General features: G+C 46.9%; 18 protein-coding genes. 6 read left to right on the forward strand and 12 right to left on the reverse strand.

Annotated elements, in window-relative coordinates:
* Positions 1 to 195: 195 nt before the first annotated feature.
* From QUA00_RS07820 to QUA00_RS07830, 3 genes are all read right to left on the reverse strand, one after another.
* Positions 196 to 639, reverse strand: a complete 444-nt coding sequence (locus QUA00_RS07820; RefSeq protein ID WP_333341960.1) for an Hsp20/alpha crystallin family protein — start codon at positions 637 to 639, stop codon at positions 196 to 198.
* A 27-nt stretch (positions 640 to 666) separates the two neighbouring features.
* Positions 667 to 795 (reverse strand): hypothetical protein, encoded by a 129-nt coding sequence (locus tag QUA00_RS07825; RefSeq protein WP_332959644.1) that lies wholly within the window; start codon positions 793 to 795, stop codon positions 667 to 669.
* A gap of 98 nt (positions 796 to 893) precedes the next feature.
* Complete coding sequence (locus QUA00_RS07830) at positions 894 to 1,181, reverse strand: hypothetical protein (RefSeq protein ID WP_333288115.1); 288 nt, start codon at positions 1,179 to 1,181, stop codon at positions 894 to 896.
* Positions 1,182 to 1,367: 186 nt separating this feature from the next.
* On the opposite strand from QUA00_RS07830, the gene QUA00_RS07835 reads away from it, so the two are divergent.
* The 4 genes from QUA00_RS07835 to plsY all read left to right on the forward strand — a co-directional run bounded on the left by QUA00_RS07835 (position 1,368) and on the right by plsY (position 4,846).
* The gene (locus QUA00_RS07835; RefSeq protein ID WP_333141018.1) at positions 1,368 to 2,162 is read left to right on the forward strand and encodes an MlaE family lipid ABC transporter permease subunit; all 795 of its coding nucleotides are present in this window, start codon (positions 1,368 to 1,370) and stop codon (positions 2,160 to 2,162) included.
* 53 nt (positions 2,163 to 2,215) lie between these two features.
* Positions 2,216 to 2,608 carry a DUF3119 family protein gene (locus QUA00_RS07840; protein ID WP_333409263.1) on the forward strand — a complete coding sequence of 131 codons (393 nt, stop codon included), beginning with the start codon at positions 2,216 to 2,218 and terminating at the stop codon, positions 2,606 to 2,608.
* Between the two features lie 58 nt (positions 2,609 to 2,666).
* Positions 2,667 to 3,998, forward strand: coding sequence for a DUF3086 domain-containing protein (locus QUA00_RS07845; protein ID WP_333409264.1), 1,332 nt, complete (start codon positions 2,667 to 2,669; stop codon positions 3,996 to 3,998).
* 167 nt (positions 3,999 to 4,165) lie between these two features.
* Positions 4,166 to 4,846, forward strand: a complete 681-nt coding sequence (plsY, locus tag QUA00_RS07850; RefSeq protein WP_333409265.1) for a glycerol-3-phosphate 1-O-acyltransferase PlsY — start codon at positions 4,166 to 4,168, stop codon at positions 4,844 to 4,846.
* A gap of 372 nt (positions 4,847 to 5,218) precedes the next feature.
* Here the strand turns inward: plsY and QUA00_RS07855 are convergent, their stop codons facing one another.
* The 8 genes from QUA00_RS07855 to der form a co-directional block, all read right to left on the reverse strand.
* Complete coding sequence (locus QUA00_RS07855) at positions 5,219 to 5,848, reverse strand: hypothetical protein (protein WP_333141026.1); 630 nt, start codon at positions 5,846 to 5,848, stop codon at positions 5,219 to 5,221.
* Positions 5,849 to 5,864: 16 nt separating this feature from the next.
* Positions 5,865 to 6,710 carry a pyrroline-5-carboxylate reductase gene (gene proC, locus QUA00_RS07860; protein WP_333141028.1) on the reverse strand — a complete coding sequence of 282 codons (846 nt, stop codon included), beginning with the start codon at positions 6,708 to 6,710 and terminating at the stop codon, positions 5,865 to 5,867.
* Between the two features lie 341 nt (positions 6,711 to 7,051).
* Positions 7,052 to 7,669 (reverse strand): cell division protein SepF, encoded by a 618-nt coding sequence (locus QUA00_RS07865; RefSeq protein ID WP_333080778.1) that lies wholly within the window; start codon positions 7,667 to 7,669, stop codon positions 7,052 to 7,054.
* Between the two features lie 117 nt (positions 7,670 to 7,786).
* Positions 7,787 to 8,452 carry a YggS family pyridoxal phosphate-dependent enzyme gene (locus QUA00_RS07870; RefSeq protein ID WP_333141030.1) on the reverse strand — a complete coding sequence of 222 codons (666 nt, stop codon included), beginning with the start codon at positions 8,450 to 8,452 and terminating at the stop codon, positions 7,787 to 7,789.
* A gap of 72 nt (positions 8,453 to 8,524) precedes the next feature.
* Positions 8,525 to 8,794, reverse strand: coding sequence for a transcriptional coactivator PipX (gene pipX / locus QUA00_RS07875; protein ID WP_006634205.1), 270 nt, complete (start codon positions 8,792 to 8,794; stop codon positions 8,525 to 8,527).
* Positions 8,795 to 8,836: 42 nt separating this feature from the next.
* On the reverse strand, positions 8,837 to 9,295 hold the full coding sequence (gene acpS / locus QUA00_RS07880) for a holo-ACP synthase (protein ID WP_333141032.1): 459 nt from the start codon (positions 9,293 to 9,295) through the stop codon (positions 8,837 to 8,839).
* 250 nt (positions 9,296 to 9,545) lie between these two features.
* On the reverse strand, positions 9,546 to 10,541 hold the full coding sequence (locus QUA00_RS07885; protein WP_333141034.1) for an energy-coupling factor transporter transmembrane protein EcfT: 996 nt from the start codon (positions 10,539 to 10,541) through the stop codon (positions 9,546 to 9,548).
* 366 nt (positions 10,542 to 10,907) lie between these two features.
* Positions 10,908 to 12,269, reverse strand: coding sequence for a ribosome biogenesis GTPase Der (gene der, locus QUA00_RS07890; RefSeq protein ID WP_333103879.1), 1,362 nt, complete (start codon positions 12,267 to 12,269; stop codon positions 10,908 to 10,910).
* Positions 12,270 to 12,514: 245 nt separating this feature from the next.
* Between der and QUA00_RS07895 the strand changes: the two genes are divergently transcribed.
* Together QUA00_RS07895 and QUA00_RS07900 are read left to right on the forward strand one after the other, a co-directional pair.
* The gene (locus QUA00_RS07895) at positions 12,515 to 13,723 is read left to right on the forward strand and encodes a NupC/NupG family nucleoside CNT transporter (RefSeq protein WP_333141037.1); all 1,209 of its coding nucleotides are present in this window, start codon (positions 12,515 to 12,517) and stop codon (positions 13,721 to 13,723) included.
* A 221-nt stretch (positions 13,724 to 13,944) separates the two neighbouring features.
* On the forward strand, positions 13,945 to 14,532 hold the full coding sequence (locus tag QUA00_RS07900; RefSeq protein ID WP_333141039.1) for an acireductone dioxygenase: 588 nt from the start codon (positions 13,945 to 13,947) through the stop codon (positions 14,530 to 14,532).
* Positions 14,533 to 14,624: 92 nt separating this feature from the next.
* On the opposite strand, the gene QUA00_RS07905 is transcribed toward QUA00_RS07900, so the two are convergent.
* Positions 14,625 to 15,443 (reverse strand): hypothetical protein, encoded by an 819-nt coding sequence (locus QUA00_RS07905; protein WP_333307453.1) that lies wholly within the window; start codon positions 15,441 to 15,443, stop codon positions 14,625 to 14,627.
* Between the last annotated feature and the right edge of the window lie 130 nt (positions 15,444 to 15,573).

Raw genomic sequence — 15,573 nt, forward strand, 5'->3', positions numbered from 1 at the left:
TGTAACGGATGTAACGGATGTCAGTCCGAGGGAAGTCGGAAGAAGGAAGAAGGAAAGATCATTCCTCAAACTCGCAATGCCCAATGCTTTTCGGCCCAATTATCAATTCCCAATGACCAATAATCAATTCCCAAAACAAATAGGGGGTGCCTTGCGCCCCCCTACTAATTAACTAACTAAAGTAGGAAACAATTATTAGCCACCGATTTGAACTTTAACCACGCGGTTCTTTTCCGCTTCCGCTTTGGGCAAATTCAGGTGCAAAACTCCATTTTTGTACTCAGCTTGTACGCTGTCATTTTGAACCCGTGCGGGTAGGGGAATCACCCGGCGGAACGAACCGTAGCGGAACTCAGAGCGGGTCATGCCTTTATCTTCACTCTTAGTTTCTTGACGGCGTTCGCCACTGATAGCAACAGCTTCTGCGGTTACTTGTACGTCCAAATCCTTAGCTTCCATGCCCGGAACTTCTAATTTAAGGTGGATGGCTTCGGGAGTTTCATCGAGTTCGGCGGGGGGTACAAAAGCAACACCGTTAGATGCGCGATCGGTTGCCGGTGTCAAGCTATCAAACAACCGATTCATTTCTCGCTGCAAGGAGTCCATTTCCCGCAAAGGTTCCCAACGAATAAGTGCCATAACTAATACCTCGACTATCTGAAGTTTTTAGGGGTTGAGAAACACTTGACTCAACTTGTATTTAATATATTCCAGCTCCCGAAACTGGGGAATTCGGTTTTCCGCAAAAAGAGCGATCGCATTTCCGAACATTCGCGATCGGTATTGTAAAATCATCAAAAGGGGCGGGTATCCGATCCAACCCGAACCCAGCAATTTTAGATTTTAGATTCGCTCGAGGAATTCTCATCTAAAATCTAAAATCGAAGGTTCGATTAACTCCACCGCGAATGCTGATAAGAAGCGTAGGTATCAAACAAAGCACCCACCAAACTAAAAGTTAGACCGATTACGAAAAAACCCTGGAGGGGACAGCCGCTGCCGAAAGTAGCTAAGAACTGCAAAATCAGCTCTTCTCCAGAACGACCAACTCCTTGGAGAGCAGGCACGAAGCCAATCAGCGAAAAGCTAGTCAATCCTGCGCCGATTAACAATACGGGGGCGACAAAGCTCAACAGGCCCGTCAGCAGTACAGAGCGAAGAAAATTGGGAAAAATGCTCATAAGAGTCAGTAAATTCAGCTAAACTGCCGAAAGGTACAAGCAAACAAAACTTGTCCTTTTCTACAATAGGCAGCGATCGCCCTCAGTGGCCGGTTCTGTCAGAAATCTTAAATGTTAGAGAAAAAACTTGTTTAAGATTTGTAGATAAATTTCATTTTTGGCAGTTGTTCTATACTCGAAATCCCCTTGAGCACCACTACATCTTCGAGCCTCAGTTTGTGGAGTCAGCGGTTGCTGGCAGCAGCTTTATTGGGCGGCCAAGTCATGCTGCACTTGCTGAGGGGCAAAATTCACCGCCGCAACACCCTCGACCAAATGGCAGCAGTCGGCCCGGAATCTCTGCTGATTGCTTTGCTGACTGCGGGTTTTGTCGGCATGGTATTTACTATTCAGGTAGCGAGGGAGTTTATTAACCTCGGTGCAGGCAATGTCGTCGGTGGCGTTTTGGCTTTGTCTTTGACGCGCGAACTCGGCCCCGTCTTAACAGCCGTAATCGTGACGGGACGGGTAGGTTCGGCTTTTGCAGCGGAAATCGGCACGATGCAGGTAACAGAACAGATAGATGCCCTGCTGATGCTCAGAACAGACCCGATCGACTATTTAGTAATTCCCCGCGTCCTTGCTTGCTGCTTGATGCTGCCAATTTTAACTATCATGTGTCTCGTCACCGGCGTCGCGGGCGGACTGCTGATTGCTACGACGATGTACGGCATCTCTCAAAGCGTGTTTTTAGAATCAGTCCGCAATTTCCTGAGTCTGTGGGATATTTGCAGCGCGGCAATTAAGGCTTTTGTATTCGGTGGTTTGATTGCTGTAATCGGCACTAGCTGGGGTTTGACCACCACCGGCGGGGCAAAAGGCGTCGGCCAATCGACTACTACGGCGGTGGTGACGGCTTTACTGGCTATTTTTATTGTGAACTTTTTCCTGACTTGGCTGATGTTTCAGGGGACGGGCTCTAGCGTACTCAAAGGCTTGTAAGCTAGGAAACGGTAAAATATAAAGTATTGACAAAATTCGTTTAACTTAAACCCGTGAATAGCACTGCCTCTTCGACTGCGCCGGCAAGTACGATCGAACTCGCCCCGAGTTATGCCATTCCCCTAGTCCTGGTACTGGCGGGCCTAGCGCTGCTGTTCGTGCAGAAGTGGGTGAGTTTGCCACTTTCGCTGTTCGGCTTGTTTCTGATGTACCAAGCCGCCACCATCCGGCTGCAATTTACCCCAACTGATTTGGACATTTATCGATCGTCCAACTTAATCCGCCGCTTTCCTTACCGAGAATGGCAAAATTGGCGGATATTTTGGCCCGCTGTGCCGATTTTGTTCTATTTCAAAGAAATTAACAGCATTCACTTTCTGCCGGTTCTGTTCGATCGTAAAATGCTACAGACCTGCTTAGAACAGCGCTGTCCCCGTCAAGACTAAAAAAGTTGTTAATTTTTAATTTTTAACTTTTCCGTGCCCACGCCGAACAAAATTTCCCATGAATTCAGACGAATCTCCAACCCAAGAACCGCAACCACAACCAGCCGCGCCAAGCGGTGACGGCGAAGTCGATTTACCCGTGAATGAGACGGAGTACGAAGTTCTATCTCAAACACGAGATTTGTGGATCGACGAAAATGAACTGCCAGCCCAACTCCCGGCAGAAACAGACCCGCCGCTGGACGAGGAAGATGCCGAAATCGCCCAATTCGTGGACGAAGCAGGCGCAATCGCCCAAATTCCGCCCAACACCGACGAGGCCGAATCAGAAAGTCCGATCGCTCAAATCGAGCCTCCCACAGACTCCCAGCCAACAGCAATCCCAGAAACGGTAACGCACATCCCAGAAAATGTTACCGAACAGTTGGCAGAGAGAGTCCAAGAATTGCAGCAGCAAGAACAAGCTTTGACTGAAAAAATTGCCGCATTGGAAGCCGACAAAGCCAATGCTATAGAAGCGTTGGGCCAGGCTCAAGCATCGATCGGGCGTTTGGTACAAGACGGCTTGATTCAACTAGATCAGCGCAAACAAGCGCTACAAATCGAAGTAGAAAAACTAGAACGCCGGCGCGATCGAATTCAGAAGGAAATGCGAACCACTTTTGCCGGCGTTTCCCAAGATTTAGCAATTCGAGTCCAGGGTTTCAAAGACTATTTAGTAGGCAGTTTGCAGGATTTGGCCGCCACCGCCGAACTCTTAGATTTGACGCCGCCGGTGCAAGAGACGCCCAAGCAAATTCCTGCTGAGGAGTCTCAATCCTCAGCAGCGGTAAATCCCAAATTTGCCGAACAGGGATTTCAAGAACAAGCCAAACAAATTCGCCGCACCCTCGATCAATACCGTACTGTCCCCGACTACTACGGCCCGCCTTGGCAACTCCGCCGCACTTTTGAACCCATCCACGCGGAACGAGTTTCTAACTGGTTTTTCACCCAAGGAGGAAGGGGTGCTTTGCGGACTATGGGTTCGCGCTTGCAAAATATCTTGATTACTTCGACAATTATTTCTGTACTCAGAAGCGTCTACGGTGGACGGGTGCGGACTTTGGTTCTCGCCAACAGTCCCGAACGTTTGGGAGAGTGGCGCCGGGGTTTGCAGGACTGTTTGGGCATTACTCGCAGCGATTTTGGCCCGGAAAGGGGGATTATTATGTTTGAGTCTGCGGAGGCTTTGGCTCAAAAAGCCGATCGACTGGTGAAAGATGGTAAATTGCCACTAATTGTCATTGATGAAACTGAGGATTTAATTAGTTTGTCAATCCTGCAATTTCCGTTATGGCTGGCCTTTGCTGCCGATCCGCAAACTTTGACGACTGCTAAGGATTTTTGAGCAAGTCCGGGCGAATATAATTCGCTGCTATACAAACTTTCGTCCGCCTGCGCGGACTGAAGAAACTCAGAGGGAAATTGACCGGAATTGGTTGTTCCTTCTTCTTCCTTCTTCCTTCTTCCTTCTGCCTTCTTCCTTCTGCTGTACACGAAATATCAAATTAAAAAATGGCTAGCTGGATAATTTTAAATGGCGCATTGCTAATAGCAGCTTATCTGCTGGGTTCGATTCCTACGGGGTACGCCTTGGGGAAATGGATGCTAGGAATTGATATTCGAGAGGTTGGTTCGGGTTCGACTGGTGCGACTAACGTACTGAGGACTTTGGGGAAGTGGCCAGGGTTGGGGGTTTTGTTGGTTGATGTGTTGAAGGGGGTAAGTGCGATCGTCCTAATCCGCTACATTTATGCGCTCGATTTTACCCACCAGCTAGCAACCGCCGCCGGTATAGAAAATACTGCAACTCTCCTCCCTTGGATGGCAACTTTGGCCGGTTTCTCTGCTGTTTTGGGCCACAGCAAATCAATCTGGCTGGGGTTTACCGGCGGTAAATCTGTGGCTACGAGTTTGGGAGTTTTGCTGGGTTTGTACTGGCCAGTTGGTTTGGGAACTTTCGGAATTTTCGGGATAGTATTTGCGGTGTCGCGAATTGTTTCTTTAAGTTCGATTATAGGGGCAATTAGCGTTGCTGGATTGATGTTTGCTTTACATCAGCCGCTGGCTTATGTATTGTTTGGAATTGCGGGCGGTGTGTTTGTAATTGTACGGCACCGGAGCAATATTCAGCGTCTGTTGAATGGTACGGAACCGAGAATTGGGCAGAAATTGGAAACAGCAGCTAGCGATTGATATTACCCACAGTCAGGACACGGCACTACAATTAATCGGGTGATGGTTACATCCAAGCCAGGAAGATTGATTATTTTGCGGTAGGGAAACGGCATTGCCGTGTCCTCCGTTGCTGAATTAGTCCTAGATACAGAAACCTGGTTTTTTACGGAAATAGTGCATTTTAGCCTTTAACACTGAGGAAAAACCCGGTTTTTTTGGTATTGATGCGTAATATTATGTCCGATCGATCGCCCATAATACAATTGCCGGGGCGGGTTTGTGAGATTGTCCGTTTTTGGCAAATATTATTGGTGAACCCGCCCCTACAGGAATCAGGGTAATCGACCGGACATGATATAACTCCTGTGAATGTAAAATGCGATCGCCTTTTTAGAACCCAGACAAATTCGGCGAAGTCGGGGATTTGGGTATAGCGCTTAATAAAATCCCTAAAATTTTTCCGACATCGCTCAGATAATACTCGATCGCATCAATAGAAACAATATTGCCCTCTAACTTCAAAAATCTCCACACAGTACCCGATGTCACGGCTCCATAAATGATGGGAATCTGATTTCCTTCTTCCTCATTAAATAACTGAGCCGCTAACATCTCCGCTGCACACTGCCCGAAACCAGCCTTAATATCTTCTTTTTTAGCTTCAACAAGGGTAATCACAGGGGCGCTGATAAACAGCCGTTCCGCTGACAAACTCATTAAAAAATCACAGGTTCCATTTAATCCTTTTTCAGGAGCTACATTAAACTCGGAACCTGAAAATAAACCAATCTGATAATTTAACTGCCGCCTAACTTCAAGTAAAATTGGTGCAATAATCAGTTCGGATCGAGCTTTTTCCGTATTTATATCTACTGCTAATGCTGCGTTTTCTTTCAACGCTACTTTCAGGATTTCGCTAGATTCTACTTCTGATATATCGGCAAACAAATCTTGATTTTCGTTAAGAGTTAAGTCAAATTGCTTGACAAGTTCCTTCAGCTTGAAGTCGCTATAAGCCATCTTAAATTCTCTGTTTTTATTTACCTAATTCTTGAGAACGCAAACAAGCTGCTTTCACTGCTTCGATTAGGGCAGAACGAAAGCCGTTACTCTCTAATTTAGCAATTCCCGCAATAGTTGTACCGCCGGGACTCGTAACTTGATCTTTCAATTGTGCCGGGTGCATTCCCGTTTCTTGCATTAGCTTCGCTGTACCAAATACTGTTTGTAAAGCTAATTGAGAGGCGATCGCCCGTGGCAGTCCTGCACAAACTCCGCCATCTGTCAAGGCCTCTATCAAAATTGCTACATAACCAGGCCCGGAACCCGAAAGCCCAGTCACCGCATCGAGCATACTCTCAGGTACTTCTACCACTTCTCCCACGGCCTGAAAGATGCGCTTTACCAATTCTAAATCAGCCGGTTGCACGAGTTTTCCCGGAGCGATCGCGCTCATTCCCGCCCCTACCGTTGCCGGAGTATTCGGCATCACCCGCAGCACTCCCCGCCCCGGAAACGCCGGTTCTAGCTTGCTCAGTGGCACTCCTGCCAAAATCGACACTACCAGCGCTTCTGGCTGGGAATTAGCCGTTTCTCCATTATTTCCTTGTTTGCGATCGGCCGCCACCGCCAACTCCAAAGCTACCGTATCAAAAACTTGCGGTTTAATCGCCAAAAACAGCACTTCTGTAGCCGCAGCAACTTCTAGATTGCTGGCTGTTGTTCCAATCCCGTATTTGTTAGCCAAAAACTCGCGGCGCTTTACCCCAGGCTCGCTCACCAATATTTCTGAAGGCAAATAAACTTTTTGTGCTATTAAGCGGGATAAGAGAGCTTCTCCCATTACCCCACCGCCGATCGTACCAAATTTTATGTTAGTCATTAGTCATTAGTCATTAGTCATTAGTCATTAGTCATTAGTCATTAGTCATTAGTCATTAGTCATTAGTCATTAGTCTACAGTGCTACCTTGTAGGGTGCGTCGCCCGCAACAATCTACAAGTTTTCTCGAACATCTGAAAGCGACGCACCTTACTATTTTATGCTAGTCATTAGTCATTAATTATTAGTTGCCATTAGTTATCAGTCAACTGTCTTAGCTAAGAGTTAAGCGCCCAGAACTTGCAGAATACAAAATTCAGGAGCTGGCTAGTTAAAAGCTTACTGGCTAATAACTAAAGACTAAAGACAGATGACTAATGACTAATAACTGCTGACTAATAACTACTGAGCTACTGGAGCTTGTTCTGCCGGCCAGACTGTCGGTGCAGGAGCAGCAGCACGAGGGCGTCCTTGAGCAGGAGGCACTTCGTGAACCACACCAGACTGAGTTCTCACCTGCACGCAGCTAGGCGTAAACAAGAAAATACTTTCGCCAATTCGCTCTTGATGACCGTCAAGGGCATAAGTACCGCCCGCCACAAAGTCCACAGCTCTTTGCGCTTGGTCTGGGTCCATCACCGTCAGGTTCAAAACCACAGACTTGCGTTCCTTAAGGGCTCGAATTGCTGCCGGCATCTCTTCAAAAGTGCGCGGCTCCATTACTACTACTTCCGAAATCCCGTTCATAGCTCCAGGCATTCCAATCACGTTATTCATTACTGACCCTACTCCCCCGGTTGGTGCAACGACATCCATACCTGTCGATCCTACTACTGACCGCTCTCGCATTCTACGATTTTGACGACGTTCTTCTTCGGCTGCTGCGACGGCAGCGGGGTTGGGTTCAGGCGCTTGGTAAAAGTTCTGATACCGCTCCCCTTCCGTTTCGTCGTACACGTCATCGTACTCAGGCTCATTGTTGATGCCTACAAAATCTCGCAGTTTAGAAAAAATATTCATGATTCACGCTCCTTCACGACTTTGCTGCCCCGACTATACTCGCGTTGCGCGTTAGTCGCGGGTGGCTGACTATTCTATATTTAACCCAAATTGTCTTTATCAGAAGATTTCAATTATTTATCCCCTCCTAGAGCCAAATAAGGTTTGTCCTAGCCGTACCATAGTAGCACCTGCTTGAATTGCCAAATGATAATCTCCCGACATCCCCATCGAGAGCTGCTGCATTTGAATGCAGGGCAAATTTTGCTGCTGGATTTTCTGTGCAAGTTCGCGAGTGCTGTTAAATAATTCTAGGATTTGCGAGTCATCTAATCCCAGCGGAGGAATTGTCATCAAACCTTGAATTTTGATATGCTGACATTTGTTGAGTTCTGGAAGGTCGGCCAGCAGTTCTGGAACGCTCCAGCCGTATTTGTCCGGGTCGGGCAACATTTTGACTTGCAGGCAGACTTGGGGAGAGCAGGACTGTTCGCCCGCCAAGCGCGAAAGTCGCTGAGCAAGCTTTAAATTGTCGAGAGAGTGAATCCACTGGAAATGCTCTAGGGCCTTGGCGGCTTTGTTGGCTTGCAAGTGCCCGATCAAGTGCCAGTTGATATCCGGTAAATCTTGCAGTTGGCTTTGTTTTTCGGCAGTCTCTTGAACCTTACTCTCGCCAAAATCCCGGATACCGGCGTCGTATGCTTCGCGGATAGCATCAGTCGGTACCTGTTTGGTAACGGCAATTAACCGCACTGATTCCGGCAAGTGTTGGCGAATGCTGTTAATTCGAGAGGCTATGGTCATGGGTGCTCAACGCTCTTGACGGGAGGGAAGGAAAATTTAGACAGTTACCAATTACAAAATTACTGATTTTCGTTATTGAAATGTGCGCTGGTGAATGGTCTGCAATTGGTCGTACTCCTGATATTGACCGCTGCGACGCAGGGTTCGCAGGCGAATTTCGACCATGAGGCGAGCGTCGGAGCGACTGATTGGTTCAAATCTCAGCCCCCCAGGGCCGTTTGTCACCAAAAAAAACAGGCGTTGGGCGTATAGGGTGGTAAATAATTCTTGGCTGTCTTCAACCTGGGATACCCTGAAGAGGAGGCCAAAGTTTGGATGATTCAGGTAAGTTTCGGTAGTCATTCACACTCACAATCTATCAATTTTAGATTAAAGATTTCGATTTTAGATTTTAGTTTCGTTCGATCGCCCGACGGCGTTGTTTGAGAGCGGGGTACAAAGGGCGATCGCCGTAGCCGTGCAATAGTCTCCGTCGTGGCTGAGGCTTAATTGCCACTGGCAATTTCCCCAAACAGAGGCTTGTGCTGCTGCGGTTCCGTGCAGTTGCACATTGGGAGCACCGTTTTCGGAGCGCCGAATTTCCACATCTGCATACCGTATTCCCCGCCATCCCGTGCCTAGAGCTTTGACAACGGCTTCTTTTGCTGCCCAGCGACCCGCTAGCTGGTTGCAGGAAACTCGATTCATTTTACCTTTAATGCTGCTGTGTTGAGAATTTAGTTGCCCGCAATCCCTTTGTTCGGCGGGTGTGTAAACTTTTTCGAGAAAGCGATCGCCAAACCGGTCTAATGCGGCTTGAATGCGCGGAACATATACGATATCTGTCCCAAGATAGATGTTCAAGGTCTGGGTTCTCTAAATATTTGCCTCCATTACTTTAGCAGGACTGTCGCGTACCAGACAAAACTTACTCAAATCTAGGCCCGTGCTCCAAACCCCGCTCGAATCCAGGGCTGTTTCATTCTCTTGTAGGGTCAATCCCTCGTGAAGAGCCCCGATATCTGAAACTCGAATCAGTCCTTCCCAATTCTTCAATCTCAAATCTAATCAATCAATCAATCAATCTAAAATCTAAAATCTAAAATCTAAAATCTTAACTGTCCCAACCCCAAACAAAGCGGGCGCTCCAGAGGATGAGCAAGCAGCCGAGGGCGATCCAGTCTCGGATTTTCAATTGCAACTGGTGCCATTCTACACGGTGTCGATCGGGACTGGTGAAGCCGCGAACTTTCATGGCGCTGGCTATTTGTTCAGCTCGCAGGAGCAAGTTTTCTAACAGCCGCTCCGCTATCATCAACCACACTTGAGCGGCGCTGCGAAATCCGAGTTTTTTCCAGTTTATCGCTCTGGTTCTGACCGATCGCACTAAATTTTGTATTTCTTCCAATACTAGGGGAATAAATCGCAAAGATAAAGTTAATGTTAAGGCTATTTCGGTAATAGGCCAGTTCAAGCGACGCAAGGGCTGCATTAAGTTTTCAAGGGCGGCGGTAATTTCTTCGCTGGCTGTGGTGAGAAGGTAGAGGTTGGTGCTGTAAATTACTGTGAAAAATAGGGTGCTGACGTTGATAGCTAAATCTAGGGATTTGCGGGTGATTTTAATCGGGCCTTGTTTTAATAAAACGTAGCGGTAGTTTGTGGGTTGGGGGAGTTGATTTGGGCTTTGGGCTTTGGGATTGGGGATTGGGGAGTTTGAGCCTAAGTTAAAAGGTTTATACCAGGGTTTTGGTTGGGGCGGGGGTGGAAGAGTTGCGGGCTGTTGGGAAAAGGTTAATTCGTCGGCGGGGATGCGGGGCTGGTGTTCTGCGGGGAGTCCGTCGGGGGCGATCGCGCTGAGGCAAAATATTAATAGGCAGAATAGCAGCAGCAGTCCCATTTGCTGTTTCCACACGCGCAGGGGAATGGCTGCTGTTAGTGTCAGTACGATTAACATTCCTACTAGCATCAGCCGCCAGATGGGATTGGCGAGTATGGGCGCAATCAGAAATGTCATCAACCAGGCTAGTTTTACGCGGGAGTCTAGCCGGTGAAGCCAGGTTACGGGTTGTTCTAGGTAAAGTCCTATGGGGAGCGATCTAAGTAAGTCCATTTGGGATTTTAGATTTTAGATTTTAGATTTTAGATTGTCGATTATTAATAATACTAATTTATTGAACCGCGAAGACGCGAAGGACGCGAAGCAAGACAAGAGAAGAAAGAGAATAGAATAGAAAAAAACGCAATTTGCTTTGATCGTTAAATTGCGTTTTTTATGGGTCTTCCGTACTTAGTGTACTAATTTATCTGAAATTAATGGCTTAAATTTTTACACAACCAGGATTTCCGGTCTTACTTTAGTTAATTTGGAGCCATTTTTTCCTTCGATTCATACATAGCTTGGGTTTTAACTACTTAAACTAATAGTTTGGCACACTAAGTACGGAAGAGCCTTTTTTATTGAATCGAAAATCGAAAATTACTTGACGCGCAGTGCTCTATTTGTTGTGCTCATTTCGGTGGCACGAACTTTTTTGCCTCTCCAAAGTAGCCGCATTGGTGTACCGGTAAAGCCGAGGTGTTTGCGGAATTGGCTTTCCATGTAGCGGCGGTAATTTTCTGTGAAGCGTTTGGGATCGTTGACAAATAGGGCGATTGTCGGTGGCTGCGATCGCACTTGAGTACCGTAATAGATTTTGCCTTGTTTTCCTTGGCGGGTAACTGGGGCTGAGTGCCAGGTTGTGGCTTCTTCTATGACTTCGTTAATGACGGCGGTAGTGACGCGGCGCTTGTGTTCGTCGGAGGCTTTGTCTACTAATTCAATGATTTTTTCAACACGCTGTCCACTCATGGCGCTAACAAAAATCATTTCTGCCCAGTCGAGGAAATAAAGTCGGGTTCTGACTTCTCTTTCGTACTCGTAGATTGTGTCGGAGTCTTTTTCTACGGCATCCCATTTGTTGACGACTATGATGCAGGCTCGACCTTCTTGGCTGATGCGATCGGCTAATTTTTGGTCTTGATCTGTAACGCCGTCAATTGCGTCAATTACTAACAGTATGACGTTGGCGCGGCGGATGGCTTTGAAAGCGCGGTTGATCCCGAAAAATTCTGCGCCGTATTCGACGTTTTTCTTTTTGCGAATTCCGGCTGTGTCGATCAGGCGGTAGGTTTTACCGTTGCGTTCTACTAAGGTGTCGATCGCGTCGCGGGTTGTCCCGGAAATCGGGCTGACTATAGCGCGATTTTCTCCTAGAAATGCGTTTAACAAACTCGATTTGCCGACGTTGGGACGACCGATAATTGCTACTTTAATTTCCTCAACTTCTGGTAATACTTCCGTGGGAAGATAAGTTATTAATTTGTCAAGCAATTCGCCGGTGCCGTTGCCGTGAATGCCGGAAACTGGGAAAGGTTCTCCGAGCCCCAATTGCCAAAAGTCTGCAGCTTGGGTGAGTCCTGTATTTTCGGATTCGCATTTGTTGACTGCGAGAATGACTGGGACTTTTTGCAGTCTCAGCCAAGATGCGATCGATTCGTCGCCGCCGGTGAGCCCTGTTTTTCCGTCAACTACGAAAATGGCTGCGCTGGCTTCTGCGAGGGCCGCCATTGCTTGTTCGCGAATTAAAGGCAGAAATTCTGTCTCGTCGTCGAATACTAGCCCGCCGGTGTCTACGACTTGATATTCCCGATCGCCCCAGTATGCTGGTCTGTAAGTGCGATCGCGCGTGATTCCCGGTTCGTCGTGGACGATCGCGTCTTGGGTGTTGGCTAAACGGTTGACGAGCGTCGATTTGCCTACATTGGGGCGTCCAATAATAGCAACTATAGGTAGAGACATAAAAGTAGCAGCAATAAGGCTGCGCCGTAATTTTGAGGTTTAGCCTTTTATTGTAAGCGAAACTGGCCCAGATTGTATGCGATCGGGCTGCATCGTGTATTATAGGCCCTCCGGGGCTGTGTGGCCCGCGCCGCGAATTCATGGCGACCTCTGGAAACGAGATAAAGAAGGCTCGGACTGTTAATCTGGATTACCAGAGCCTGGTAACGATAAAAGCTTGCTGCACCTTCTCTAAAAATTGCTAAATGGAACGACTTATTTCTGTATTCGGGTTAGCTGTTTTTGTCGGTTTGTCCTACGTCTTTTCAGTCGATCGGCGCGCTGTCAAGTGGCCGCCCGTATTGTGGGGAATTGCTTTACAGCTAATTTTTGCTATTTTGATTCTCAAAACTGCTCCGGGTTTGGCTGTATTTAAATTTTTGGGAGATATGGTGACGCAGTTTCTCAATTTTTCGGATGCGGGGGCAAAGTTTATCTTTGGAGATAATTTTGCAGAACACTTTATCGCTTTTAAAGTGCTGCCAACTATCATTTTTTTCTCTTCGTTTATCACCCTACTTTATCACTACGGCATTTTACAGCGAGTTGTGCAAGCAGTGGCATGGTTGATGATTAAAACCATGAAAACTTCTGGCGCCGAAACGCTTTCTTGTGCTGCGAATATCTTTATCGGGCAAACGGAAGCTCCTTTGTTAATTAAACCTTATTTGGCGGCGATGACGCTCTCGGAACTCCATGCTGTCATGACGGGAGGATTTGCCACAATTGCCGGCGGAGTCATGGCAGCTTATATTTCTTTTGGAGTACCGGCTCAACATTTAATTGCGGCGTCGGTGATGTCTGCACCAGCAGCTTTGGCTATTTCTAAATTGCTGTACCCAGAAACTGAAAAGTCGCTGACTGCTGGGGAGGTGGAGGTGAAGGTGGAACAGGTTTATGCTAATGCGGTGGATGCGGCGGCTTCGGGTGCTAGCGACGGGTTGAAGTTGGCGGCGAATGTGGCCGCGATGCTGATTGCTTTTTTGGGTTTGTTGGCTTTTTTTAATGCGCTTTTGGGGTGGTTTGGAGGGCTAATTAGTTTGCCTCAGTTGTCGCTAGAATTAATTTTTGCTTATTTGATGGCTCCGGTTGCTTGGCTGATGGGGGTGCCTTGGGCTGATTGTGCAGAGGTGGGGATTGTTTTGGGAAAAAAAACGATTTTGAATGAGTTTATTGCTTATTTAGATTTGATGGAATTGGTGAAACAACAGGCGATTTCTGAACGATCGCAAATTATCTCGACTTATGCTTTGTGCGGGTTTTCTAACATTGGTTCGATCGGGATTCAGATTGGGGGAATTGGCGCGATGGCCCCGCAGCGGCAAGGCGATTTGGCGAGGTTGGGCGTGAGGGCGATGATTGCTGGCTCTGTGGCTTGTTTTATGACTGCTTGTATCGCGGGGATGCTGATTTGAAAGTTTTGAGTTTTTAGTTAAGCTGTGCGGTGCTTATGGCGCACCTTACATTAACTCCAGTAAATCTTATTAAATAAAAGTTAAAAAACCCACCAAATTATTTGATGGGTGGTATTACTTTGATCATTGGCGAGGCAGGACATGGAATTTTAGCGATCGGCTATTATTGAAAACAAGCAGGAGTTTAGTTTTTGACGAAAGCTTAAAACAGCAGCTTAAAAATGGAAACTAAATTTCCCTCAAAGCTCAACACATTAGGTGGTAATATGGCTGTTCTGCAACTAGAAGACGGTAGAACATATACGGATATCCGGGCGATCGCGAGTCAACTGGCAGTTTTAAATATTGAGATCGATTCCCTGCCCACTAACGAAAATCCGGCGTTTCAAGAACTGCTCGTTCAAGACATTCTCAATGTTACAGAAAAACAGCAGATTCTCGCAGCATATAATAGTGAGTTTGAACAGTTTAAGCGCGCCAGCGGATATCGGTGGTGCGACTTAAAAGTGCTGCATCCAGGTTCGCAGCAGATTTACGCACTGATGACTCAAAGCGATCGCACTCATACCCACACAGATGCAGAAGTTCTTCACATTTTAGCTGGGGAATGCGTTTTTGGGTTTGTGTATTCTAACGGCTCTCAGGTACAATTAATGCTGCAAGCTGAAGAATACATTAAAGTGCCGGCTAATACCGAACATTGGTTTTATCTCACTCCGTCGCTGTACTTGAAAGCCTTGCAGTATTACACGAGTGCTCAAGGCTGGGTTCCTAAGTATACCAACAGGAAACTAAAAATTAAAAACTAAATGTATGGTGCGCTTCGGCGCACCTTCCTCTATCAAAATAGGCGATTGAAATGGCGACACTACAAACAAAGTCTCTCTATAAAAGACGAGGATTAAATGCTCTCTACTTCATTAGGTGCGGCCATTTCAATTTCTTCGCATCGCTGCAAAAGCGCTTCTATTTCCTGAGCTAAAAAAATTACTTCCGGCCAAGAAGAACCGTTGATTAAATCTTGAGCGTGAGCTAATTTGTTTCTCAATGCCTCTGCTGACTTTAAAAAACGCTCCCCGTAGCGTTTGGATTTGAGCCCCAGCCGATCGACTATTTCAGCCGAACTCAGGATTAAATCTCGCTTGTCGCAGAATTGCAGGTAATCGATTAAGTCAATTGCTTCATTTCTGGATCGCCCCAATTCCCAAAGGTGTTTTGCTGCTAAAATGCGATCGCCCTTAAGCAATTTCTGCCAAGAATCTTGGGGAAAGTAAATCCGCACTATCCGCAATAAATTCATTTCCAGAAGCGTCACCAATCCAAACAGCAGCATCCGCACTGGTGCTTTTTGTAAATCGCCGCAGGTAACGATCCCGTTGATCCTGTTGCTTTCCAATACAAATAATCTCGGTTTTTCTCGCAGCAGCGGCAGCAATTCCATCAAAGGAGTGGCGGCGGCAATTAATTGGGAGGGGTGAAAAATTTGCTGGTAGTCGCTGCACTTGCCTGTCTTTAAGTGCGATCGTTCTACATAGCCGCAAACCGTGCCGTTTTCTTCAATACCGAGCACGTCAAAATCGCGGGCCTCCATCCACGATCGCAATTTGGCTGCATCTTCGCAAGCGGGGACAGCTTTCAGCGGTTCCGCGAGGTATTTAACTGTAATGCTGTCTTTGAATAAATCCCGCAAGTCGGCGGAACTAGATTTTAAATGTTTCATCTCATGTCCGGTAATTTCATGGATCGTTGCCCGACAAAATAACAATTAATATTGTAACTGCCAGTAAAGACGCCGTATTACCGTGGGAGAATCTCAGTTTTGTAAAAAGGGTTTTTTAGAAGTGCGAACG

Source organism: Microcoleus sp. T2B6 (assembly GCF_036700475.1).
GTDB lineage: Bacteria > Cyanobacteriota > Cyanobacteriia > Cyanobacteriales > Microcoleaceae > Microcoleus.